Annotated in this window: 17 protein-coding genes and 1 other annotated feature; of the genes, 15 read left to right on the forward strand and 2 right to left on the reverse strand. The window is 47.8% G+C overall.

All coding sequences use genetic code 11. The features are described from left to right. Positions 1-2: 2 nt before the first annotated feature. From C0033_RS04165 to C0033_RS26855, 15 genes are all read left to right on the forward strand, one after another. Positions 3-1,061 carry an iron ABC transporter permease gene (locus tag C0033_RS04165; protein WP_242984407.1) on the forward strand — a complete coding sequence of 353 codons (1,059 nt, stop codon included), beginning with the start codon at positions 3-5 and terminating at the stop codon, positions 1,059-1,061. Between the two features lie 79 nt (positions 1,062-1,140). Next, the gene (locus C0033_RS04170; protein ID WP_180994554.1) at positions 1,141-1,911 is read left to right on the forward strand and encodes an ABC transporter ATP-binding protein; all 771 of its coding nucleotides are present in this window, start codon (positions 1,141-1,143) and stop codon (positions 1,909-1,911) included. Between the two features lie 13 nt (positions 1,912-1,924). After that, entirely contained in the window at positions 1,925-2,710 is a 786-nt protein-coding gene (locus C0033_RS04175; protein WP_180994555.1) for a class I SAM-dependent methyltransferase, read from the forward strand. Between the two features lie 132 nt (positions 2,711-2,842). Beyond that, positions 2,843-3,097: a binding site (T-box leader), on the forward strand. 79 nt (positions 3,098-3,176) lie between these two features. After that, positions 3,177-4,658: an anthranilate synthase component I family protein gene (locus C0033_RS04180; protein ID WP_103226620.1), complete on the forward strand. Its 1,482-nt coding sequence runs from the start codon at positions 3,177-3,179 to the stop codon at positions 4,656-4,658. Next, positions 4,655-5,221: an aminodeoxychorismate/anthranilate synthase component II gene (locus tag C0033_RS04185; protein WP_103226621.1), complete on the forward strand. Its 567-nt coding sequence runs from the start codon at positions 4,655-4,657 to the stop codon at positions 5,219-5,221. The genes C0033_RS04180 and C0033_RS04185 overlap by 4 nt, the downstream gene beginning before the upstream one ends. A 4-nt stretch (positions 5,222-5,225) precedes the next feature. Further along, entirely contained in the window at positions 5,226-6,269 is a 1,044-nt protein-coding gene (gene trpD, locus C0033_RS04190) for an anthranilate phosphoribosyltransferase (protein ID WP_103226622.1), read from the forward strand. A gap of 9 nt (positions 6,270-6,278) precedes the next feature. After that, on the forward strand, positions 6,279-7,070 hold the full coding sequence (gene trpC, locus C0033_RS04195) for an indole-3-glycerol phosphate synthase TrpC (RefSeq protein ID WP_103226623.1): 792 nt from the start codon (positions 6,279-6,281) through the stop codon (positions 7,068-7,070). Next, the gene (locus C0033_RS04200) at positions 7,063-7,674 is read left to right on the forward strand and encodes a phosphoribosylanthranilate isomerase (protein ID WP_103226624.1); all 612 of its coding nucleotides are present in this window, start codon (positions 7,063-7,065) and stop codon (positions 7,672-7,674) included. Before trpC ends, C0033_RS04200 begins: the two co-directional genes overlap by 8 nt. Further along, positions 7,671-8,855, forward strand: a complete 1,185-nt coding sequence (trpB, locus tag C0033_RS04205; protein WP_103226625.1) for a tryptophan synthase subunit beta — start codon at positions 7,671-7,673, stop codon at positions 8,853-8,855. Before C0033_RS04200 ends, trpB begins: the two co-directional genes overlap by 4 nt. Continuing rightward, on the forward strand, positions 8,848-9,618 hold the full coding sequence (trpA, locus tag C0033_RS04210) for a tryptophan synthase subunit alpha (protein ID WP_103226626.1): 771 nt from the start codon (positions 8,848-8,850) through the stop codon (positions 9,616-9,618). Before trpB ends, trpA begins: the two co-directional genes overlap by 8 nt. A gap of 265 nt (positions 9,619-9,883) precedes the next feature. Then, complete coding sequence (nifS, locus tag C0033_RS04215) at positions 9,884-11,071, forward strand: cysteine desulfurase NifS (protein ID WP_103226627.1); 1,188 nt, start codon at positions 9,884-9,886, stop codon at positions 11,069-11,071. Positions 11,072-11,122: 51 nt separating this feature from the next. Next, on the forward strand, positions 11,123-11,560 hold the full coding sequence (gene nifU / locus C0033_RS04220; protein WP_103226628.1) for a Fe-S cluster assembly scaffold protein NifU: 438 nt from the start codon (positions 11,123-11,125) through the stop codon (positions 11,558-11,560). 33 nt (positions 11,561-11,593) lie between these two features. After that, complete coding sequence (gene mnmA / locus C0033_RS04225; RefSeq protein WP_103226766.1) at positions 11,594-12,673, forward strand: tRNA 2-thiouridine(34) synthase MnmA; 1,080 nt, start codon at positions 11,594-11,596, stop codon at positions 12,671-12,673. Continuing rightward, positions 12,670-13,872: an N-acetylmuramoyl-L-alanine amidase gene (locus C0033_RS04230; protein ID WP_242984408.1), complete on the forward strand. Its 1,203-nt coding sequence runs from the start codon at positions 12,670-12,672 to the stop codon at positions 13,870-13,872. The genes mnmA and C0033_RS04230 overlap by 4 nt, the downstream gene beginning before the upstream one ends. Before the next feature lie 26 nt (positions 13,873-13,898). Next, positions 13,899-14,069: a hypothetical protein gene (locus C0033_RS26855; protein WP_180994556.1), complete on the forward strand. Its 171-nt coding sequence runs from the start codon at positions 13,899-13,901 to the stop codon at positions 14,067-14,069. 253 nt (positions 14,070-14,322) lie between these two features. Here C0033_RS26855 and C0033_RS04235 read toward each other — a convergent pair whose 3' ends face one another. After that, on the reverse strand, positions 14,323-16,635 hold the full coding sequence (locus C0033_RS04235) for a DUF2339 domain-containing protein (protein ID WP_103226629.1): 2,313 nt from the start codon (positions 16,633-16,635) through the stop codon (positions 14,323-14,325). A 288-nt stretch (positions 16,636-16,923) separates the two neighbouring features. Further along, positions 16,924-18,606, reverse strand: a complete 1,683-nt coding sequence (gene ilvD / locus C0033_RS04240) for a dihydroxy-acid dehydratase (RefSeq protein ID WP_242984409.1) — start codon at positions 18,604-18,606, stop codon at positions 16,924-16,926. Between the last annotated feature and the right edge of the window lie 17 nt (positions 18,607-18,623).

Here is an 18,623-nt window from a genome sequence, read left to right on the forward strand (position 1 = left end):
CGGTGGGAGGCAATTTGGAACAAACAGCGCCCGGCATGACGGGGGCGAAAATTTACCGAAGTATTACCAGAAAAAAATACATATTGATTGCGGTTCTGATTTCCCTGTGTTGTATCTCCTGGCTGGTAGATGTGATGACCGGACCTGCTGTGATAAGCGCAAATGATGTGGTAAAATCCGTATTTCATCCGGATCAGGTGGATGGAAGTATTCGTGTGATTGTCCGTTCCATGCGCCTTCCAATTGCATTTATGGCCATTGCAGTGGGCGCCAGCCTTGGACTTGCCGGAGCGGTAATGCAGACAATTTTATGCAATCCGCTGGCCAGCCCATATACGCTTGGCGTGGGAGCCGGAGCGTCATTTGGGGCGTCTTTGGCCGTAATAACAGGGACCGCAGTTTTTCTTGCAATGGGCGAGTATATTGTTTCCGTAAATGCTTTCTTTTTTGCCATGCTGGTCTGCCTTTTAATTTATTTTCTCGGAAAAGTGAGAGGAATGTCTACAGATACGATGGTTTTGGCCGGAATATCCATGCTCTTTATATTTCAGGCTCTTCAGGCGTTGATTCAATACGGCGCCTCCGAAGGGCAGGTGCAGACAATTGTGTTCTGGTCTTTTGGAAGTCTTCAGAAAGCGAACTGGCTGAAAACAGCGATTGTGGGAGGCGTGGTATTCATATGTTTTCCGTTGATTATGAGAAAGTCATGGGCATTTACCGCTTTGCTGATGGGAGAGGAAAAGGCAGAGAGCCTGGGTATAAATGTGGACAGAATCAAACTGTTTTCATTTTTGATGATCTCCCTTCTGGCCGCGGCAGCCGTTTGTTTTGTGGGCACTATCGGCTTTATCGGATTGGCGGGACCACATATTGCCCGTATGGTAGTGGGGGAAGAGCAGAGATTTTATATACCCGTATCTATGCTGGGCGGCGCTTTAATTCTTTCCGTCGCCTCTGTGATCAGTAAAATTATGGTTCCGGGAGTTATATTTCCCATTGGAATCATCACTTCAATCATCGGCGTACCGTTCTTTATAGTTTTGATACTGCGCTCAAAGTAATCGTTATATGACCGGGTTTGTTTCCCGCGCTGTTTCAATAATCCCGGATAGCAGGTATGCAGCGCAGAAAGGAAGGCATATGGATCTTACAGTAAAAAATATAGAGTTTGGATATCGTTCAAAAATAGTCCTTCATGACGTAAACATGACGGCAAAAGCAGGTGAGATTACTGCCATATTAGGAGCCAATGCAGTTGGAAAGTCTACGCTGCTTAAATGTATTATGGGAATTCTGCATGCGAAAGGCCAGATTTTTGTGGGGGAGGAGAAATGCCGAAATTTATTTGCATATAAAAGTGCGGATAAAGTCAGTTATCTGACTCAGGAGAACGCAGTTCCGGCTCTTCTCACAGTATTCGAAGTGATTTTATTGGGGAGAATGAGTTCTCTTTCTTTACGGATTCCTCCGGAAGAACTGGAGCGTGTATACCGGGTGATGAAGGATGTTAAAATCGAGCCGTTAGCAGAGCGCATGTTTAGGCAGCTGAGCGGAGGCCAGAGAAGAGTGGTTTCCATTGCGCAGGCAATTGTAAAAGAACCTGAAATTTTGATTATGGATGAGCCTACGGCGAATTTGGATATGCAGAACCAAATGGAAATACTGGACTTGGTGCGCAGATACACCAAGGAGAGGAAGACAACAACATTGGTTACGCTTCACGATCTTAATATGGCTGCCAGATATGCCGACAGGATTGTAATTCTAAAAGATGGAATGGTTTATTGCCAGGGAACCCCGGCAGAAACTTTGACAAAAGAAGTAGTACGCCAGACTTATCATGTGGAGTCTGAGGTCACATATGATAGGATGGGCATTCCTATGGTAAACCCGCTGTATGCGGTATCATGAAAGGGAAATGAATATGGAAATAAAAGAAAGAATTGAAAAATACTGGTCCCGGCGGGCGGAAGAATTCAGCCAGGCCAGGCTTGCAGATTTAAACAGCAGCCAGAAAGATATGTGGCTTAACGTAATTACCAGTTACTTGCCGGAAAAAGACATCATAAAGGCGCTCGATCTGGGCACGGGAGCGGGATTCTATGCATTTTTATTAAAAGATTTGGGCTGTGAAGTCACCGGAATCGACTATTCTCCGGCGATGATTGAAGAGGCGGAAAAAAACAGTTCCCTTCTGGGATACGGAGATGACATACATTTTCTGCAGATGGATGCTCAAAAGCTTGAATTTGCAGATGAAAGTTTTGATTTTATCATTAGCCGAAATGTCACATGGACTCTGCCTGACCCGCGAAAAGCATATGAAGAGATGTGCCGCGTGCTGACTCCTGGTGGCCGGATTCTTAACTTTGATGCGAATTATGGGCAGGCTTTTGCGGCCGCGGATGAAGCAGGACTTACAGAAGAGCAGAGAAAATGGTCCAGCGGAGGTTACGAGTATACTCCTCAGAGTATGGACATGATCCGGGAGAGAAACGATATTGCTAAATCGCTCTCAATCTGCAGCTGCATCAGGCCGCAATGGGATGTGGATGTACTTTTAAAGAATGGAATGCAGAAAATTTGGCTGGATGTCAATTTCGGAAATAAAATATATGGTGATAAAAAGGTGTATGGCAACTCTTTTGAACCGGAGAAAAAGAAAACATTGCCTACGGCGCCGATTTTCATGGTTGGTGCACAAAAATGATAATAGAGCAGGCAGCTATAGGAAACGGGCGGCAGTGGCTTATAGGGCTGTGAACAGTAACTGAATGTCAAAATTATAAGTAAAAAAATATTGACAAATACCCAAAGTCGTCATATACTGTAGCAAATAAAGAAAAAACCGATGAGCAAGAGTAAGTAAGATTATTATGTTGTGCACAGAGAGCTTTCGTATGGTGGAAGGAAGCGGCAATGTTTAATCCGAATGGACTTGCGAGGGCGGCTTGAAACCGGATTATCCGGGAGTAGGTGCTGACGGGATTCCTGTCCGTTATCAGAGGGAGACATATGTTAGTATGTTACAGAGTGGGCGTATTTTCTTGTACGTCAATTTGGGTGGTACCGCAGAAGTAAAGCTTTTGTCCCTGTTTTTTGGGGATGAGGGCTTTTTTTTATTTCTCTATTTAACAGAAAGCACCACAAAACAACAATTTCGAAAGGAGGCATTTATGAAGATTTTTCCAAGTCCAGAAAATTTAATGGAAATAACCGGCGCCTATGATATCCTGCCGGTATGCGCAGAACTCTACGCTGATGTAGTAACCCCCATCAGCATGATTCGCCGCATTGCAGAGAAAAACAGCAGGTTTTTCCTGTTAGAGAGTGTGGAGGGCGGAGAAAACTGGGGACGCTATTCCTTCCTCGGCTGCGATCCGATCCTGCATTTAACATGCAGCGATGGAGAAATCCGTCTGGAAGGCGCCGAAAAAAAGCAATTATCAAGCGCCGCCCCACTCGATACGGTACGCGAAATACTTTCTAAATACCGTTCGCCGAAGATAAGCGGAATGCCTCCTTTCACCGGAGGTTTTGTGGGATATTTTGCATACTCCATGATCGGTTATGCGGAACCGTCCTTAAAAATAAGCAAAGGCCAGTTTCACGACCTGGATCTGATGCTGTTTGACAAGGTAATCGCATATGACCATTTAAAACAAAAAATCTCAATTATTGTAAATATAAAGAACGATAAACTTCATCTGAAACAGCTGTATGAAGACGCTTTGCAGGAGATAAACCGGATTGCCAAACTGGCCGCCGGACAGGAACCGCTTAATGAACCGGCCGCTGAACCGTCAATCAAAGACCATCCTCAGTTTCAATGCAATGTGAGCAAAGAGGAATACTGCCGGATGGTTGAAAAAACCAAGGAATACATTGTGGACGGCGATATCTTCCAGGCGGTCATCTCAAGACAGTTTGTCAGCAACTACAGCGGCAGCCTTTTAAACGCATACCGGGTGCTTAGAACCACCAATCCATCCCCCTATATGGTGTACTTAAAGATTGATGATGATGAGATCATGAGCACCTCGCCGGAAACCCTTGTCCGCCTCCAGGAAGGAAGGCTGACCACATTTCCGGTAGCCGGTTCCAGGCCGAGGGGAAGAGATGAAGAAGAGGACAACAGGCTGGAAGCGGAACTTTTGGCCGATGAAAAAGAGCTTTCGGAACACAATATGCTGGTGGATTTAGGGAGAAATGATCTGGGTAAAATATCCCAGTTCGGTTCTGTAGAGGTCACCCAATACAAAATGATCCATAAATATTCAAAGATCATGCACATCTGCTCCCAGGTGGAAAGCGGGATCAGGCCCGGCTGCGACGGATGTTCGGCCATTGAAGCAGTGCTTCCGGCAGGAACCCTTTCCGGAGCGCCGAAGATCAGGGCCTGCGAGATCATCGAAGAGCTGGAAAAAGTGCCCCGCGGCATTTACGGAGGCGCCCTCGGATATCTGGATTTTTCCGGCAATATGGACACCTGCATCGCCATAAGAATGGCGGTGAAAAAGAATCAAAAAGTGTACGTTCAGGCAGGCGGAGGCATTGTGGCAGACAGCGTTCCTGAAACAGAATATGAAGAATCGGCGAATAAGGCCAAAGCGGTGATTCAGGCCATTATGCAGGCAGGGGAGGTGGATTCCATATGATTTTACTGATCGATAATTATGACAGCTTTTCCTATAATCTGGTTCAGATGTGCGGAGTGCTGAACCCGGATATCCGGGTGATACGAAATGATGAGATGACCGTGGAAGAGATCGAAAATCTGCATCCCACCCACATCATTTTGTCACCGGGGCCGGGATATCCAAGAGATGCCGGAATCTGTGAGGAAACCGTAAAGAAACTGGGGCCGAAGATCCCCATATTGGGCGTATGCCTGGGGCATCAGGGCATTTGTGAAGTGTTTGGGGCAGAGATCATTCATGCACCCAGGCTGATGCACGGAAAGCAAAGCACGATCACGGTTACGGAACCCTCCGCATTGTTTGAGGAGGTTCCCAAACAATTTAAGGCTGCCAGATATCATTCCCTTATTGCGTCGCCGGATCGGTTCCCAAAGGAACTGATGGTGACGGCCGTAGGAGAACAAGGTGAGATTATGGCGGTACAGCATAGAAACTATCCGGTTTATGGGCTTCAGTTTCATCCGGAATCCATTATGACACCAAAAGGCAGCTTGATTATGAAAAAATTTCTGGAGGTATGAAGATATGATACAGCAGGCAATCAAAAAAGTGGTAGAACAGCAGGATCTTACATTTACAGAGGCAAAAGAAGTGATGAATGAGATGATGAGCGGAGAGGCGACCCAGGCGCAGATGGCGGGTTTTCTGGCAGGGCTCAGAATGAAAGGGGAAACCATTGACGAAATCACCGCATGTGCATCCGTGATGAGGGAAAAGGCATTGAAACTCCATACGGACCGCAGCGTGATCGACATTGTGGGAACCGGGGGAGACGAGGCGGGGACATTTAACATCTCCACTACCAGCTCATTTGTTGTGGCGGCCGGAGGCGTGGCGGTGGCGAAGCACGGAAACCGCAGCGTGTCCAGCAAAAGCGGGGCTGCCGATGTGCTGGAACGGCTGGGAGCCAGCCTGGATTTGACTGTGGAACAGTCGGAGGAACTTTTAAAAAGAACCAATATGTGCTTCATGTTCGCCCAATCCTATCATTCATCCATGAAATATGCGGCTCCGGTAAGAAAAGAGATGGGAATCCGGACGATTTTCAATATACTGGGCCCTCTGTCCAACCCGGCCGGGGCATCCATGCAGCTGTTGGGAGTATATGATGAAAAACTGGTGCTTCCCCTGGCAAAGGTTTTAAGCAATCTGGGGGTTAACAGAGGAATGGTGGTGTGCGGTTTGGACGGTCTGGATGAAGCCACCGTGACAGGCCCAACTCATATCTGCGAAATCCGTTTCGGAGAGCTGACTCAATACGAGATCACTCCGGAAGAGGTGGGACTGAAACGGTGCAGCCCGGAAGAACTGACGGGAGGAACCCCTCAGGAAAATGCGGAAATTACCAGAGCGATATTAAACGGTTCATTAAAAGGCGCCAAAAGAGATATCGTAGTTCTCAATTCGGCCCTCAGCCTTTATCTGGGAATAGATGACTGCACGGTAAAAGACTGCGTGAAGATGGCAGAAGAGCTGATCGATTCAGGAGCCGCCCTTGCAAAGCTGGAAGAGTTCGTAAAGGTGTCGGAAGAAGTGAAAACAGGCCGGACAGACGATACAGCGGAATAGGAGGAAATCATGATATTAGATACAATCGCCGAATCCACCAGAAAACGGGTGAAGATTGGAAAAGAAAAAGTATCTCCGGAAATGATGATGCACAGAGCGATGAATATGCCGAAAGGAGAATTCAATTTCGAAAAGCAGCTGATTAAACCGGGCATCTCCTTCATCTGTGAAGTGAAAAAGGCATCGCCGTCAAAGGGAATTATTGCAGAGGATTTTCCCTATGTGCAGATTGCAAAAGAGTATGAAGAAGCGGGTGCGGCTGCCATTTCCGTTTTGACGGAACCGGAATTTTTTATGGGCAGCAGCAGATATCTGACGGAGATTCATCAGGCCGTATCCATACCGCTGCTTCGGAAAGATTTCGTGATCGATGAATATCAGCTGTATGAAGCCAAATGTATCGGCGCATCCGCCGCCCTTTTGATCTGTTCCCTGTTAGATGAAGAGACGCTTAAATATTATATAAAGATCTGCGACCAGCTAGGGCTAAGCGCTCTGGTGGAGGCGCATTCCGACGAAGAAGTGCTGACGGCCATCCGGGCAGGGGCCAGGATAATCGGAATCAACAACCGAAATTTAAAGAACTTCCAGGTGGATTTCGGCAATGCGGTGCGGCTGAGGAAAATGGTTCCGCCCGAGGTTTTATTTGTAGCGGAGAGCGGAATTAAAAATGCTTCCGATATCAAGTTATTGGAAGAAGCCAAGGTAAACGCAGTGCTGATCGGAGAAACGCTTATGAGAGCCGCAGATAAAAAAGCCGCTCTCGCAGAACTGAGGAAAGGTTGTCTGGTTTATGATTAAGATTTGCGGAATGATGAGGCAGGAGGATATAGAGGCTGTCAACCGGTACAAACCGGATTATATAGGTTTTATCTTCGTACCCGGCAGCAGGCGGTGTATATCCATCCGGCAGGCAAAGGTTTTGAAAGCGCAGACAGACCCGGCTATAAAAACGGTAGGAGTATTTGCCAATCAATCCTTAGAAGAGATCAGAGCCTATGCGGAAGAAGGAATTTTAGATCTGATCCAGCTCCATGGAGGCGAAAACAGGCATTTTATTAATAAAGTAAAACGGGAACTGAAGCTTCCCGTCATCCGGGCGGTGCGGGTGAAAAGGGGAGAACACATATTAGAGGCCCAGGAATGCGATGCCGATTACCTGTTGCTGGATACTTATGTGAAAGGGCAGCTGGGAGGAAGCGGAAGAACATTTGACTGGTCTTTGATTCCTGAATTAGAAAAGCCGTATTTCCTGGCCGGCGGAATCTCAGAAGAGAATGTGTGCGAAGCTGTAAAAACAGGCACTTTTGGAATCGATGTCAGCAGTTCTGTGGAAACAGACGGGAAAAAAGACCCGGAAAAGATCAGAAAAATTATTACAAAGATAAGGAGTTTATCGATATGAGCAATGGAAAATTTGGGCAGCATGGAGGGCAGTTTGTGCCGGAGACACTGATGAGCGCCGTGCTGGAATTGGAAGAAGCATATCTAAAATACAGCAGGGATGAGGCGTTTATCAAAGAACTGAACGATCTTCACCGAAATTACACGGGAAGGCCGTCTCTTCTGTATTATGCGGAGAAGATGACAAAGGATCTGGGCGGAGCGAAGATCTATTTAAAGAGAGAAGATTTAAACCATACCGGTTCCCATAAGATCAACAATGCCTTAGGCCAGGTGCTTTTGGCAAAGAAAATGGGCAAGAAACGGGTGATTGCAGAAACCGGAGCAGGACAGCATGGAGTTGCCACGGCCACGGCCGCCGCGCTTTTAGGGCTGGAATGTGAGGTATACATGGGAAAAGAGGACACAGACCGCCAGGCGTTAAATGTATTCCGCATGGAGCTGCTGGGCGCAAAGGTGCATCCGGTTACCAGCGGCACGATGACCTTAAAAGATGCGGTCAATGAGACTTTGAGAGAGTGGACCAACCGGGTGGAGGATACCCACTATGTGGTGGGCTCTGTGATGGGGCCGCATCCATTTCCAACCATTGTCCGGGATTTCCAAAGCATTATTGGTAAAGAAATCCGTTCACAGATCATGGAAACAGAGGGGCGTCTGCCAGATATGATCGTGGCCTGCGTGGGAGGCGGCAGCAATGCGATGGGCGCATTTTACGAGTTCATCGGAGAACCGTCCGTAAAGCTGGTGGGCTGCGAGGCGGCGGGGCTTGGCGTCGATACGGCTCAGAATGCGGCTACGATTGCCACCGGAACCCTGGGAATCTTCCACGGAATGAAATCTTATTTCTGCCAGGATGAATACGGCCAGATCGCGCCTGTGTATTCCATATCCGCCGGGCTTGATTACCCGGGAATCGGGCCGGAACATGCCAATCTCTACGATACGGGCCGGGCGCAGTATGTGCCGGTTACGGATGATGAGGCGGTGGACGCATTTGAATATCTGTCCAAAACAGAGGGGATCATTCCTGCGGTGGAAAGCGCTCATGCGGTGGCTTATGTGAGAAAAATCGCCCCGTCCATGAGTAAGGACCAGATTATCGTGATTAATCTTTCCGGGCGTGGAGATAAAGATGTGGCGGCTATCGCCAGATATAAGGGGGTGCAGCTTTATGAGTAGAGTGAGCGATATTTTTAAGAACCAGAAAGCGTTTATCGCATTTGTGACAGCGGGAGATCCATGTCTGGAGATAACGGAAGAGCTGATTCCGGCTATGGCCGAGGCGGGGGCCGATTTAATCGAGATCGGAATCCCGTTTTCCGATCCGGTGGCGGAGGGAATTGTGATTCAGGAAGCGGATATGAGGGCGCTAAAAGCGGGAACGACTACGGATAAGATATTTGAAAGCGTAAAACGTATCAGGGAGAAGACCGATGTGCCTCTGGCATTCATGACATATATCAATCCCATCTATGTATACGGGCCGGATAAATTCCTGAAAAAATCGTCGGAGTGCGGGATCGACGCTCTGATCGTGCCGGATATGCCGTTTGAGGAAAAACAGGAACTGCAGCCGTTCTGTGAGAAATACGGAGTGGCCCTGATTTCCCTGATCGCACCCACATCAAAAGAGCGGATACAGATGATCGCAAAGGAAGCGGAAGGATTTTTATACTGCGTTTCTTCCATGGGAGTGACCGGAGTCAGAAAAGAGATTACCACCAACATTTCCGATATGGTGTCCATGGTGAAAACGGTGAGCGGCATCCCGTGCGCCGTTGGATTTGGCATCTCAACGCCGGAACAGGCAGCCGATATGGCCAAACAGGCCGATGGGGTGATTGTGGGCAGCGCCATTGTAAAGCTGGCCGCTCAGTATGGAAAGGAATGTGTAGAGCCGGTCTGCCGGTATGTATCACAGATGAAAGCAGCAATTTCATAAAAGAAAACAGACAGTTCCGTCTTTTCCCATTTGATCTTTATCAGATGGAAAAGCGGAACTGTTTCTTCTATAATAAAAGGAACATAAATGCAGCAGGACAGGTTATACTAGAAAAGAAAATGAAAAAAACGGCTTAATTTACAGCTTGTCCAAGATTTTAATAATGAAAATGATAATTCCTATTGAAATTCTATGAATATATTATATAATAGAAACTGTAGGTGAAGCTTTGAACTTTAATTCTACAGAAAGGCGGATTACACTTATGAAAGAAATTATCTATCTTGATAATGCAGCAACAACGAAAACACGGCCGGAGGTCGTACAGGAGATGCTTCCATATTTTACAGAACTTTATGGAAATCCATCCTCCGTTTATGAATTTTCATCTCCAAGTAAAAAGGCGATTGCCCATGCGAGGGAAACCATTGCCCAGTCTCTTGGAACCAAGACCAATGAGATTTATTTTACAGCAGGAGGTACTGAATCAGACAACTGGGCCATCAAGGCGACAGCCGAGGCATACCAGTCCAAAGGAAACCATATTATTACCAGTAAAATAGAGCACCATGCAGTGCTTCATACCTGTGAATATCTGGAAAAACGGGGATTTGAAGTCACTTATCTGGATGTGGATGAAAACGGCGTAATTAAGCTGGAAGAACTTAAAAAAGCCATTCGCCCGACCACCATTCTCATCTCCATCATGTTTGCCAATAATGAGATCGGAACCATTCAGCCGGTGAAAGAGATCGGCGCCATTGCAAAAGAGCACGGCATCTTTTTCCACACGGATGCGGTTCAGGCATATGGCCATGTTCCGATCAATGTAGATGAATATAATATCGATATGCTCAGCGCCAGCGGCCATAAGATCAACGGTCCTAAGGGAATCGGATTCTTATATATCCGCACCGGCATTAAGAGCCGCTCCTTTATCCATGGCGGCGCTCAGGAGCGCAAACGCCGCGGCGGCACGGAAAATGTTCCGGGAATCGTGGGTCTGGGAAAAGCTGCTGAGATCGCCATGAACACCATGGAAGAGAGAACGAAAAAAGAAAAAGAGCTGAGAGATTACCTGATGGAACGGGTGATGGCAGAGGTTCCTTTCTGCCGCATTAACGGGCACAGAACCATGCGCCTTCCAAACAATATAAACTTTGCATTCCAGTTTATCGAGGGAGAATCCCTGTTAATCAAACTGGACATGGCGGGAATCTGCGGTTCCAGCGGTTCCGCATGTACCTCGGGTTCTTTGGACCCGTCCCACGTGCTGTTAGCCATCGGCCTTCCTCATGAGATCGCCCATGGATCACTGCGTTTGACACTGAATGAAGAAAATACAAAAGAGCAGATGGATTACGTCGCAGACCAGATCAAAGAGATCGTGTCATATCTGAGAAATATGTCACCCCTTTATGAGGACTATATGCGCCGTCAGGCTCGTAAATAAATAATAGACTGAGAATATAACCCGCATCGGGCGGAAGAAAAGAGGAGAAATATGTACACAGAGAAAGTTATGGATCATTTTGAACATCCAAGAAATGTTGGAGAGATAGAGAATGCAAGCGGTATGGGAACCGTAGGTAATGCAAAATGTGGAGATATCATGAGAATTTACCTGGATATCGACGAAAATCAGATTATCCGTGATGTAAAATTCAAAACATTCGGCTGCGGCGCCGCTGTAGCGACCAGCAGCATGGCAACCGAAATGGTTAAAGGAAAATCCATTCAGGAAGCGATGGAAGTTACCAATAAAGCAGTTTGTGAAGCATTAGACGGGCTTCCACCTGTAAAGATCCACTGCTCCCTGCTGGCTGAAGAAGCCATTCATGCAGCTCTTTGGGATTATGCCCAGAAGAACAATATTGAGATTCAGGGTCTGTCCAAGCCGAAATCAGACATCGGTGAAGAGGAAGAAACCGAAGAGTATTAATCCCGGATAAAAATCCCAGGAAAAGGTGTAATGATGGATAAGAAAAAAGTAGTGGTTGGAATGTCCGGCGGAGTGGACTCATCCGTTGCGGCTTATTTACTGAAAGAAGCGGGATATGACGTGGTAGGAGTTACCATGCAGATCTGGCAGGATGAAGACCAGACGACCCAGGAAGAAAACGGAGGCTGCTGCGGTTTAAGCGCCGTGGACGATGCCAGACGCGTGGCCTGGGATCTGGATATTCCATACTATGTGATGAATTTTAAACAGGAATTTAAAGATAATGTGATCGACTATTTTGTCGACGAATATGTACAGGGAAAAACGCCCAATCCATGCATTGCCTGCAACCGTTATGTGAAATGGGAATCCTTATTGAAAAGGAGCCTGGATATCGGTGCGGAGTACATTGCAACCGGCCATTATGCCCAGATTGAGCAGCTTCCAAGCGGCAGATATGCCCTGAAAAAGTCGGCTACCGCCGCCAAGGATCAGACTTATGCTCTCTATAACCTGACCCAGTATCAGCTGTCCCATACTCTGATGCCGGTAGGTCAGTACACCAAAGACGAGATCCGCGCCATCGCCCAGAAGATCAACCTTCAGGTGGCGAGTAAGCCGGACAGCCAGGAAATCTGTTTTATTCCGGATCACGATTACGCCCGTTTTATCAGTGAAAACACGGATAAGGAACTGATGCCCGGCAATTTCGTGGATCTGGACGGCAATGTGATCGGCCGTCACAAGGGAATCACCCATTACACGGTGGGCCAAAGGAAGGGCTTAAACCTTTCCATGGGCCACCCTGTATTCGTAACTGCCATCAGGCCGGAAACCAATGAAGTGGTGATTGGAAACTCTGAAGATGTCTTTACCAAACAGCTCAGGTGTGATAAACTGAACTGGATGGCCATTGACGGGCTTCACGGAAAAGAGATGCAGGTATCTGCCAAGATCAGATACAGCCATAAAGGCGCGCCCTGCACGATTTCGGAAGCGGGAGACGGAACTGTGGAATGCGTGTTTGAAGAACCGCAGCGTGCGGTAACTCCGGGTCAGGCTGTCGTATTTTATGATGGTGATTATGTCATCGGAGGAGGAACTATACTATGAGAATTTCAAGAGGCAGAAACATGCCTTTCATCGCCGCATTAGCTGCCGGCGCAATCCTGTTATCCGGCTGCGGCGGCAAATATGAGGCGATCCGGACAACTGCCGCGGAAACCGAAACAGAGGCACAGACTGAGACAGCAGAGCCGGAATCCAGCAAAAAGGAAACCGTCGTTACCACAGAAACATCAGAATCCTATGAAGCGGTGGACGAAACCGTCTATGTGACGGGAGACGATGTTAATTTAAGGACAAGCACCGCTCCCGATTCAGAGGTGATCGAACGTCTGAAGAAGGGAACTGAATTAAAAAGAACCGGAAACAGCGAATCCTGGAGCCGTGTCATTTACCAGGATAAGGAATGCTATATTTCATCCAGATATTTATCAACAGAACAGCCTGAAACAGAGCCGGAAACGGAATCAGAAAAGGCAGCAGCTGATGTCCAGGGCGGAGCCGTTACCTTGGATTCCTCCTGGAAATATGCAGAATTTTCCAAGATTAACAGCGGATCTGCCACGATGTACCGTTCAGATTCCGCAAACCGGAAGGGAATCACAGTCTGCGTCAATGCAGGCCATGGAACAAAAGGCGGTTCCAGCGTGAAAACATTGTGCCACCCGGACGGAAGCCCGAAAGTAACAGGCGGAACCACAGGAGCAGGCGCTACAAGCGCAGTAGCAGTATCCGGAGGCATGCAGTTTTCCGATGGAACCAATGAGCCGGTGGTAACGTTAGCGATGGCAAAGATATTTAAAGATAAGCTTTTAGCAGCAGGCTATGACGTGCTGATGATCCGTGAATCCGACGACGTTCAGCTAGACAACGTAGCCAGAACCGTAATTGCAAACAACAAAGCCGACTGCCATATCGCCCTCCACTGGGATTCCACCACCAGCGATAAAGGCGCATTTTACATGAGCGTTCCAAGCAACTCCACTTACAGAGCCATGGAACCTGTAAAATCCCACTGGGAACAGCATAACGCTCTGGGCGAAAGCCTGATCTCAGGCCTGAAATCAGCCGGCGTCAAGATCTTTTCCGGCGGCTCCATGGAGATGGATCTAACTCAAACCTCCTACTCCACAGTCCCGTCCATCGACATCGAACTCGGAGACAAAGCCTCCGACTATTCCAATTCCATGCTGAGTACATTGGGCGATGGCCTTTTAGCCGGTGTTAATCAATATTTCGGACAGTAAACATACTGTTTTGTACTTATACTTAATTGGCTTCTCCCAAATTAGAATCCTTCAATTATCCGATTCTAATTCAGGAGAAGCCAATTGTATTTAACCAGGCCGGCGAAAACCAGCAGGGAATCGGGAGGCGGGACAGGGAAGGGGCCGGACCGGTGGAAAACGAAACAGACGGCTGGGATCGTATGGAACCCCTGTAGAGATACTTAGGCCCGTAAGGGCAGAACGAGGCAGGTAGAAACTGAATTCCAGATCAGTTTCTAAAGCGCCGCTGAGCAGCGAAGTCATCAAGAGTTCACTGCGAATGGCGCTGGCCTGCCTCGTTCTGCCCTTACGGGCCTTAGTATCTCTTAGGGGCGAATCCCGAATCCCAGCCGGCTGTTTCGTTTTCCACCGGTCCGGCTCCTTCCCTGTCCCGCCTCCCGATTCCCTGCGTACTTTTTGCCAATAAATTCACTTCTCCCCCGAATCCTCTTTCTCAGCCCGGTTGTAGGCCCAGCTGATTCCGAAGCAGAGAAGTCCTCCGCCGATAAATGCGGCCACGCGGATGATGGAATCCGTGGATGTGATGTCAAATGTGACCATTTTTAAAACGCTGAATATGACCAGGATCAATCCATAAGTTCTAAGCGGTTTTACCCTGCATGAAAAGCCCAGAACGATGCAGAATCCCGCGGCCAGCAGACAGGTAAGGCTTGTCAGGATGGCGTAGCTTCCAAGGGGAGTCTTATGGAGCACGTCCACGGCATTGATTGTCATCAGCACACAGCTGATTAAAGGCAGAATATGATTTCCGGTCCGTTTCATGTGGGCCAGGGCTTCATATACGATCTTGGCCGTAAACAGAAGCAGAATCAGACATCCCGCGGCCATTTCCCAGGCACCCCGGTCTGAGGATAAAGCGGCCCATAACAAGAGCTGCAGCAGGCTGTGGCAAATCAGGTCGTGAATCCGGCAGGACCGGTCTTCTCTGAATACCGGCAGTCTGGAGAAAATGGTGAGAGCAGCAGCGGCCAAAGCCGTGCTCCACATCATCCAGAGTTCCAGGTTGAAAAACATCAGAAAAATGTAGCAGACCGCACTGTCCAGACAGAGCACAGCCAGAATTTTTCTCTTCAAAGCCCGTTCCCTATGCTTCACAATATCAGCGATTACAATACATGGAATGAGTATCATCAGACCATGCAGGATACAGATGTTAAGTTCAGAGTTAAATGCGTTGGTAAACAGATTGATGAAGCTAAATAACAGGATACCGCAGGTAATAATTGCATAAATGACCACCGCCCCAATTTTCATCCAGATGTCTTTAAGATGCAGACCGAGGAGAAGAAATACCAAACAAAGCACACATGGCAGCAGCCCCCAGCTCTCAAAAAAGAAGGAGGATAAATCCATTAGAACTGCGGTCATGTTGATGGAAAGAACCATAAGGCTGAAGGTTCTCGTCTTTTTCTTAAAAAGAGCAGCCATAAGGATCAGGAAATACAGAATTTCCGGCGCCGGTTCGGCAATCCTGCCGTCCAAAATATAAGAATGCGGAAGCTGCACCATTATAAATGCAGTTCCGGCGGCCAGTATCAAAAGCTGGGAAGCCACCAGACATTTTTCCGCAGCATCGCTGAACCCGCGTATTCCATAGGGAATCATCCAGAATAAACAAGCCGAAAATAGGAAAAGTCCCATATATAAAATGCCGCAGGTTACCATGAAAGCGGTATCGCTGTCCGTCGGGTAATAGCGCATCAACTCTCCCAATCTGGAACAGATCATCAGATAGGAGAAGATTGCAATGTAGGAAGCTGCAAGGCCGTTTGCTTTATGGAAGCCCTGTCCTGCAAATACGCTGGTCAGCACAACCGTACACAAAATAAATAATAATATCAGCCAGAGCGAAGGGCCGATTTCCATCAGATGAACGGTCAGCAGGATGGAGATTGCATTGCCAATCTGTATAATGGAAAACATAATATCCGAATGAAGCTTCTTGGATAAAACAAATCCTGATATGGTCCAGACAATAAAAAACAGCAGGACGGCCGGGTCCGGGAACAGGGACCAGGCTAACTTGGCTGCGATCAGGTCGCAGTAGATGATGCCGGTTCCGCAGCCAATCAGGCTCAGATGAAATGCATTAAATGTCTTTCCTTTGGTTCCAAGTAAAAACCCCAGACCGCCCATGAGAAGTCCCATCAATAGAACCATGGAAAACTTCACTGCGTCAGGGATGTAATTCCAGATTGTAGCGGCCAGCACCGCAACACCCACCAGAATCAGCAGCGAAGCCAGCACGCCGATCAGATATTTTCCCACGCTGTTTTCGGAGAAAACCTCTTTTTTATCCTGAGATGTCACAGCTTTTACCGGTTTAGAAGCGGTGTGAAGCGGCCTTTCAACCTGTGTTTCCGCCTGCTGCAAAATTGGTTCCGGGGACGGTTGCAGGGGCTGCTGTGAAATTACCGGTGGAACCGGCTGTTGGGCATCCGGCGGAATTACCAGAGGATTGGCTTGCGGATCAGGCCGGAATATAGGAAGCGGAGCCTCAGATACCCTGGCATCGTCCTCCATTTCCGCCTTTTTACAGCATTCTTCCTGAAAGGCCTGATAAACAGCCGCTTTCAAAATTAAATCATCCATTTCTCTCTTAATATCAATCAGGAGTTCTAAATCCTCTTTTTTGGAGAGATCCAGATCCATTCCGTCGATCGCGTTGCGAAGTCCGTCTAAATGGCCGTGTATCTGTTTCAACTCTTCATACTTGTCCATAATTACCCCTTTTTAACACTGGCAACAGCTCGTTTTCCAATGTCAGTACTGTCTACAATGCAGATATGTTAGTTACTTTCAGTGTAGCATAATAAAAGGTTGTTTTCTACTAGGATTGAAGGCCTAAAGTTTACATTTTGATGAAGATTTACTTATTCCATCTGCATAACCGTCTGCCGCAGACAGAACGAGATTATAAAAGATGAAAAGCCTGAGGCCAGGAGAATATCATCCTGAGCTTCAGGCTTTTTAGTATCATAGAAAAACAGGATTCTAAGCGTTCCGGTATTATTCCAGAACACCGCCCTGGTCTGCTGATTTAGCCAGCTTTGCGTAGCGTGCCAGATATCCGGTCAGTTTCTTTGGTTCATAATGCCAGTTTTCTTTTCTTCTTGCTAATTCTTCATCGCTTACATGGAGGGTTAATTCTTTTGTATACACATTGATGGTAATCTGATCCCCGTCTTCCACTAAAGCGATAGGGCCGCCGGCAGCGGCTTCAGGAGAGATATGGCCCACAAAGCAGCCGTTGTTGGTTCCTGAGAAACGTCCGTCTGTTATCAATGCGGTTGTCTTATTAAGACCTTGTCCGTAGAGCATCTTCAGCGGCTGATACATCTCGCGCATACCGGGGCCGCCTTTCGGTCCTTCATAGCGGATGACTACTACGTGTCCAGGTTTGATCATCTGGTTTCTCACCGCTTCCGTACAATCTTCTTCCGAATCAAAACAGATGGCAGTTCCCGTGAAGTTGCGGGCTTCTTCCGCAATGGCAGCAGGTTTGGCAACGCCTGTATCAGGAGCCAGGTTTCCTCTCATGATTGCGAGGCCGCCCAACGTGCTGTGAGGATTGTCAAGCGGGCGTATGATCTCAGGATTGGGAGCGTACATATTCACATAGGAATCGATATTTTCGCCCATCGTTCTGCCTGTTACGGTCATAACGCTTAAATCAAGATGATCCCGAATGACTTTCATAACCTCAGGAATACCTCCTGCTTTATAAAGGTCTTCACAGTCATATGTATTGGAAGCAGGGCTTACCTTGGCAATATGAGGAATCTCATCACTGATCCGGTCAAATGCTTCCATAATCTCTTCTGCCGGAAATCCCAGTTCATAAGCGATGGCGCAGGTATGGATGACCGCATTGGTGGAGCCGCCCACTGCCATAAGCACTTTGATGCTGTTGACTAACGCTTCTTTTGTCATGATCTTGCGGCTGGTAATTCCCCTTTTCACCAGCTCTACAATCTTTTCACCGCTTCTTAAAGCATCGCGGTAGCGCTCATTATAAGGAGCAGGTATGAGGGCGGAGCCTGTTAAGGATAAACCGAGGGCTTCTGCCTGGCAGCACATGGTATTGGCAGTTCCCATAAACTGACAGGAACCGCAGGTCGGACAGCTGACTGTGATCAGGTTCTGGATATCTTCTTTGGTGCATTTTCCGGTCTGCCAAAGTCCCAGAGCCTCCGTGATCGTGGTGGAATCTGATTTTGTTTTATGGGCAAATGGAGCGCCTCCGGGTGTACATCCTCCGGCTACGAAAATGCAGGGAATGTCCAGACGTGCAGCGGCCATCAGCATGCCCGGAACGATCTTATCGCAGGAGCCCAAAAGCACCAGGCCGTCCAGTTTGTGAGCGCGCGCCTGAATCTCTATGCTGTCTGCGATGTTGTCACGGGACGGCAGCACGTAATTGTTGCCGATATGTCCGGTAGCGACGCCGTCACAGCATGCGATTACTCCAAATTCCACCGGTGTTCCACCCCCACGATAAACTCCGTTTTTTACCTGTTCCGCCACGCGGCGCAGATTTGTGTGTCCCGGAACCATCTCATTGAATGAGTTGGCAATTCCTATAATTGGCCTGTCCAGATCGTCATCAGATAAACCAGCGGCCTTCCATAAGGTTTTGTTTGTCATCATATCGTCAGTATTAAAGATACCGACATGGTTTGTTTCGCTCATCCTTCTTCTCCTTTATT

The organism is Clostridium sp. chh4-2 (genome assembly GCF_002899675.1).
Classification (GTDB): domain Bacteria; phylum Bacillota; class Clostridia; order Lachnospirales; family Lachnospiraceae; genus CHH4-2.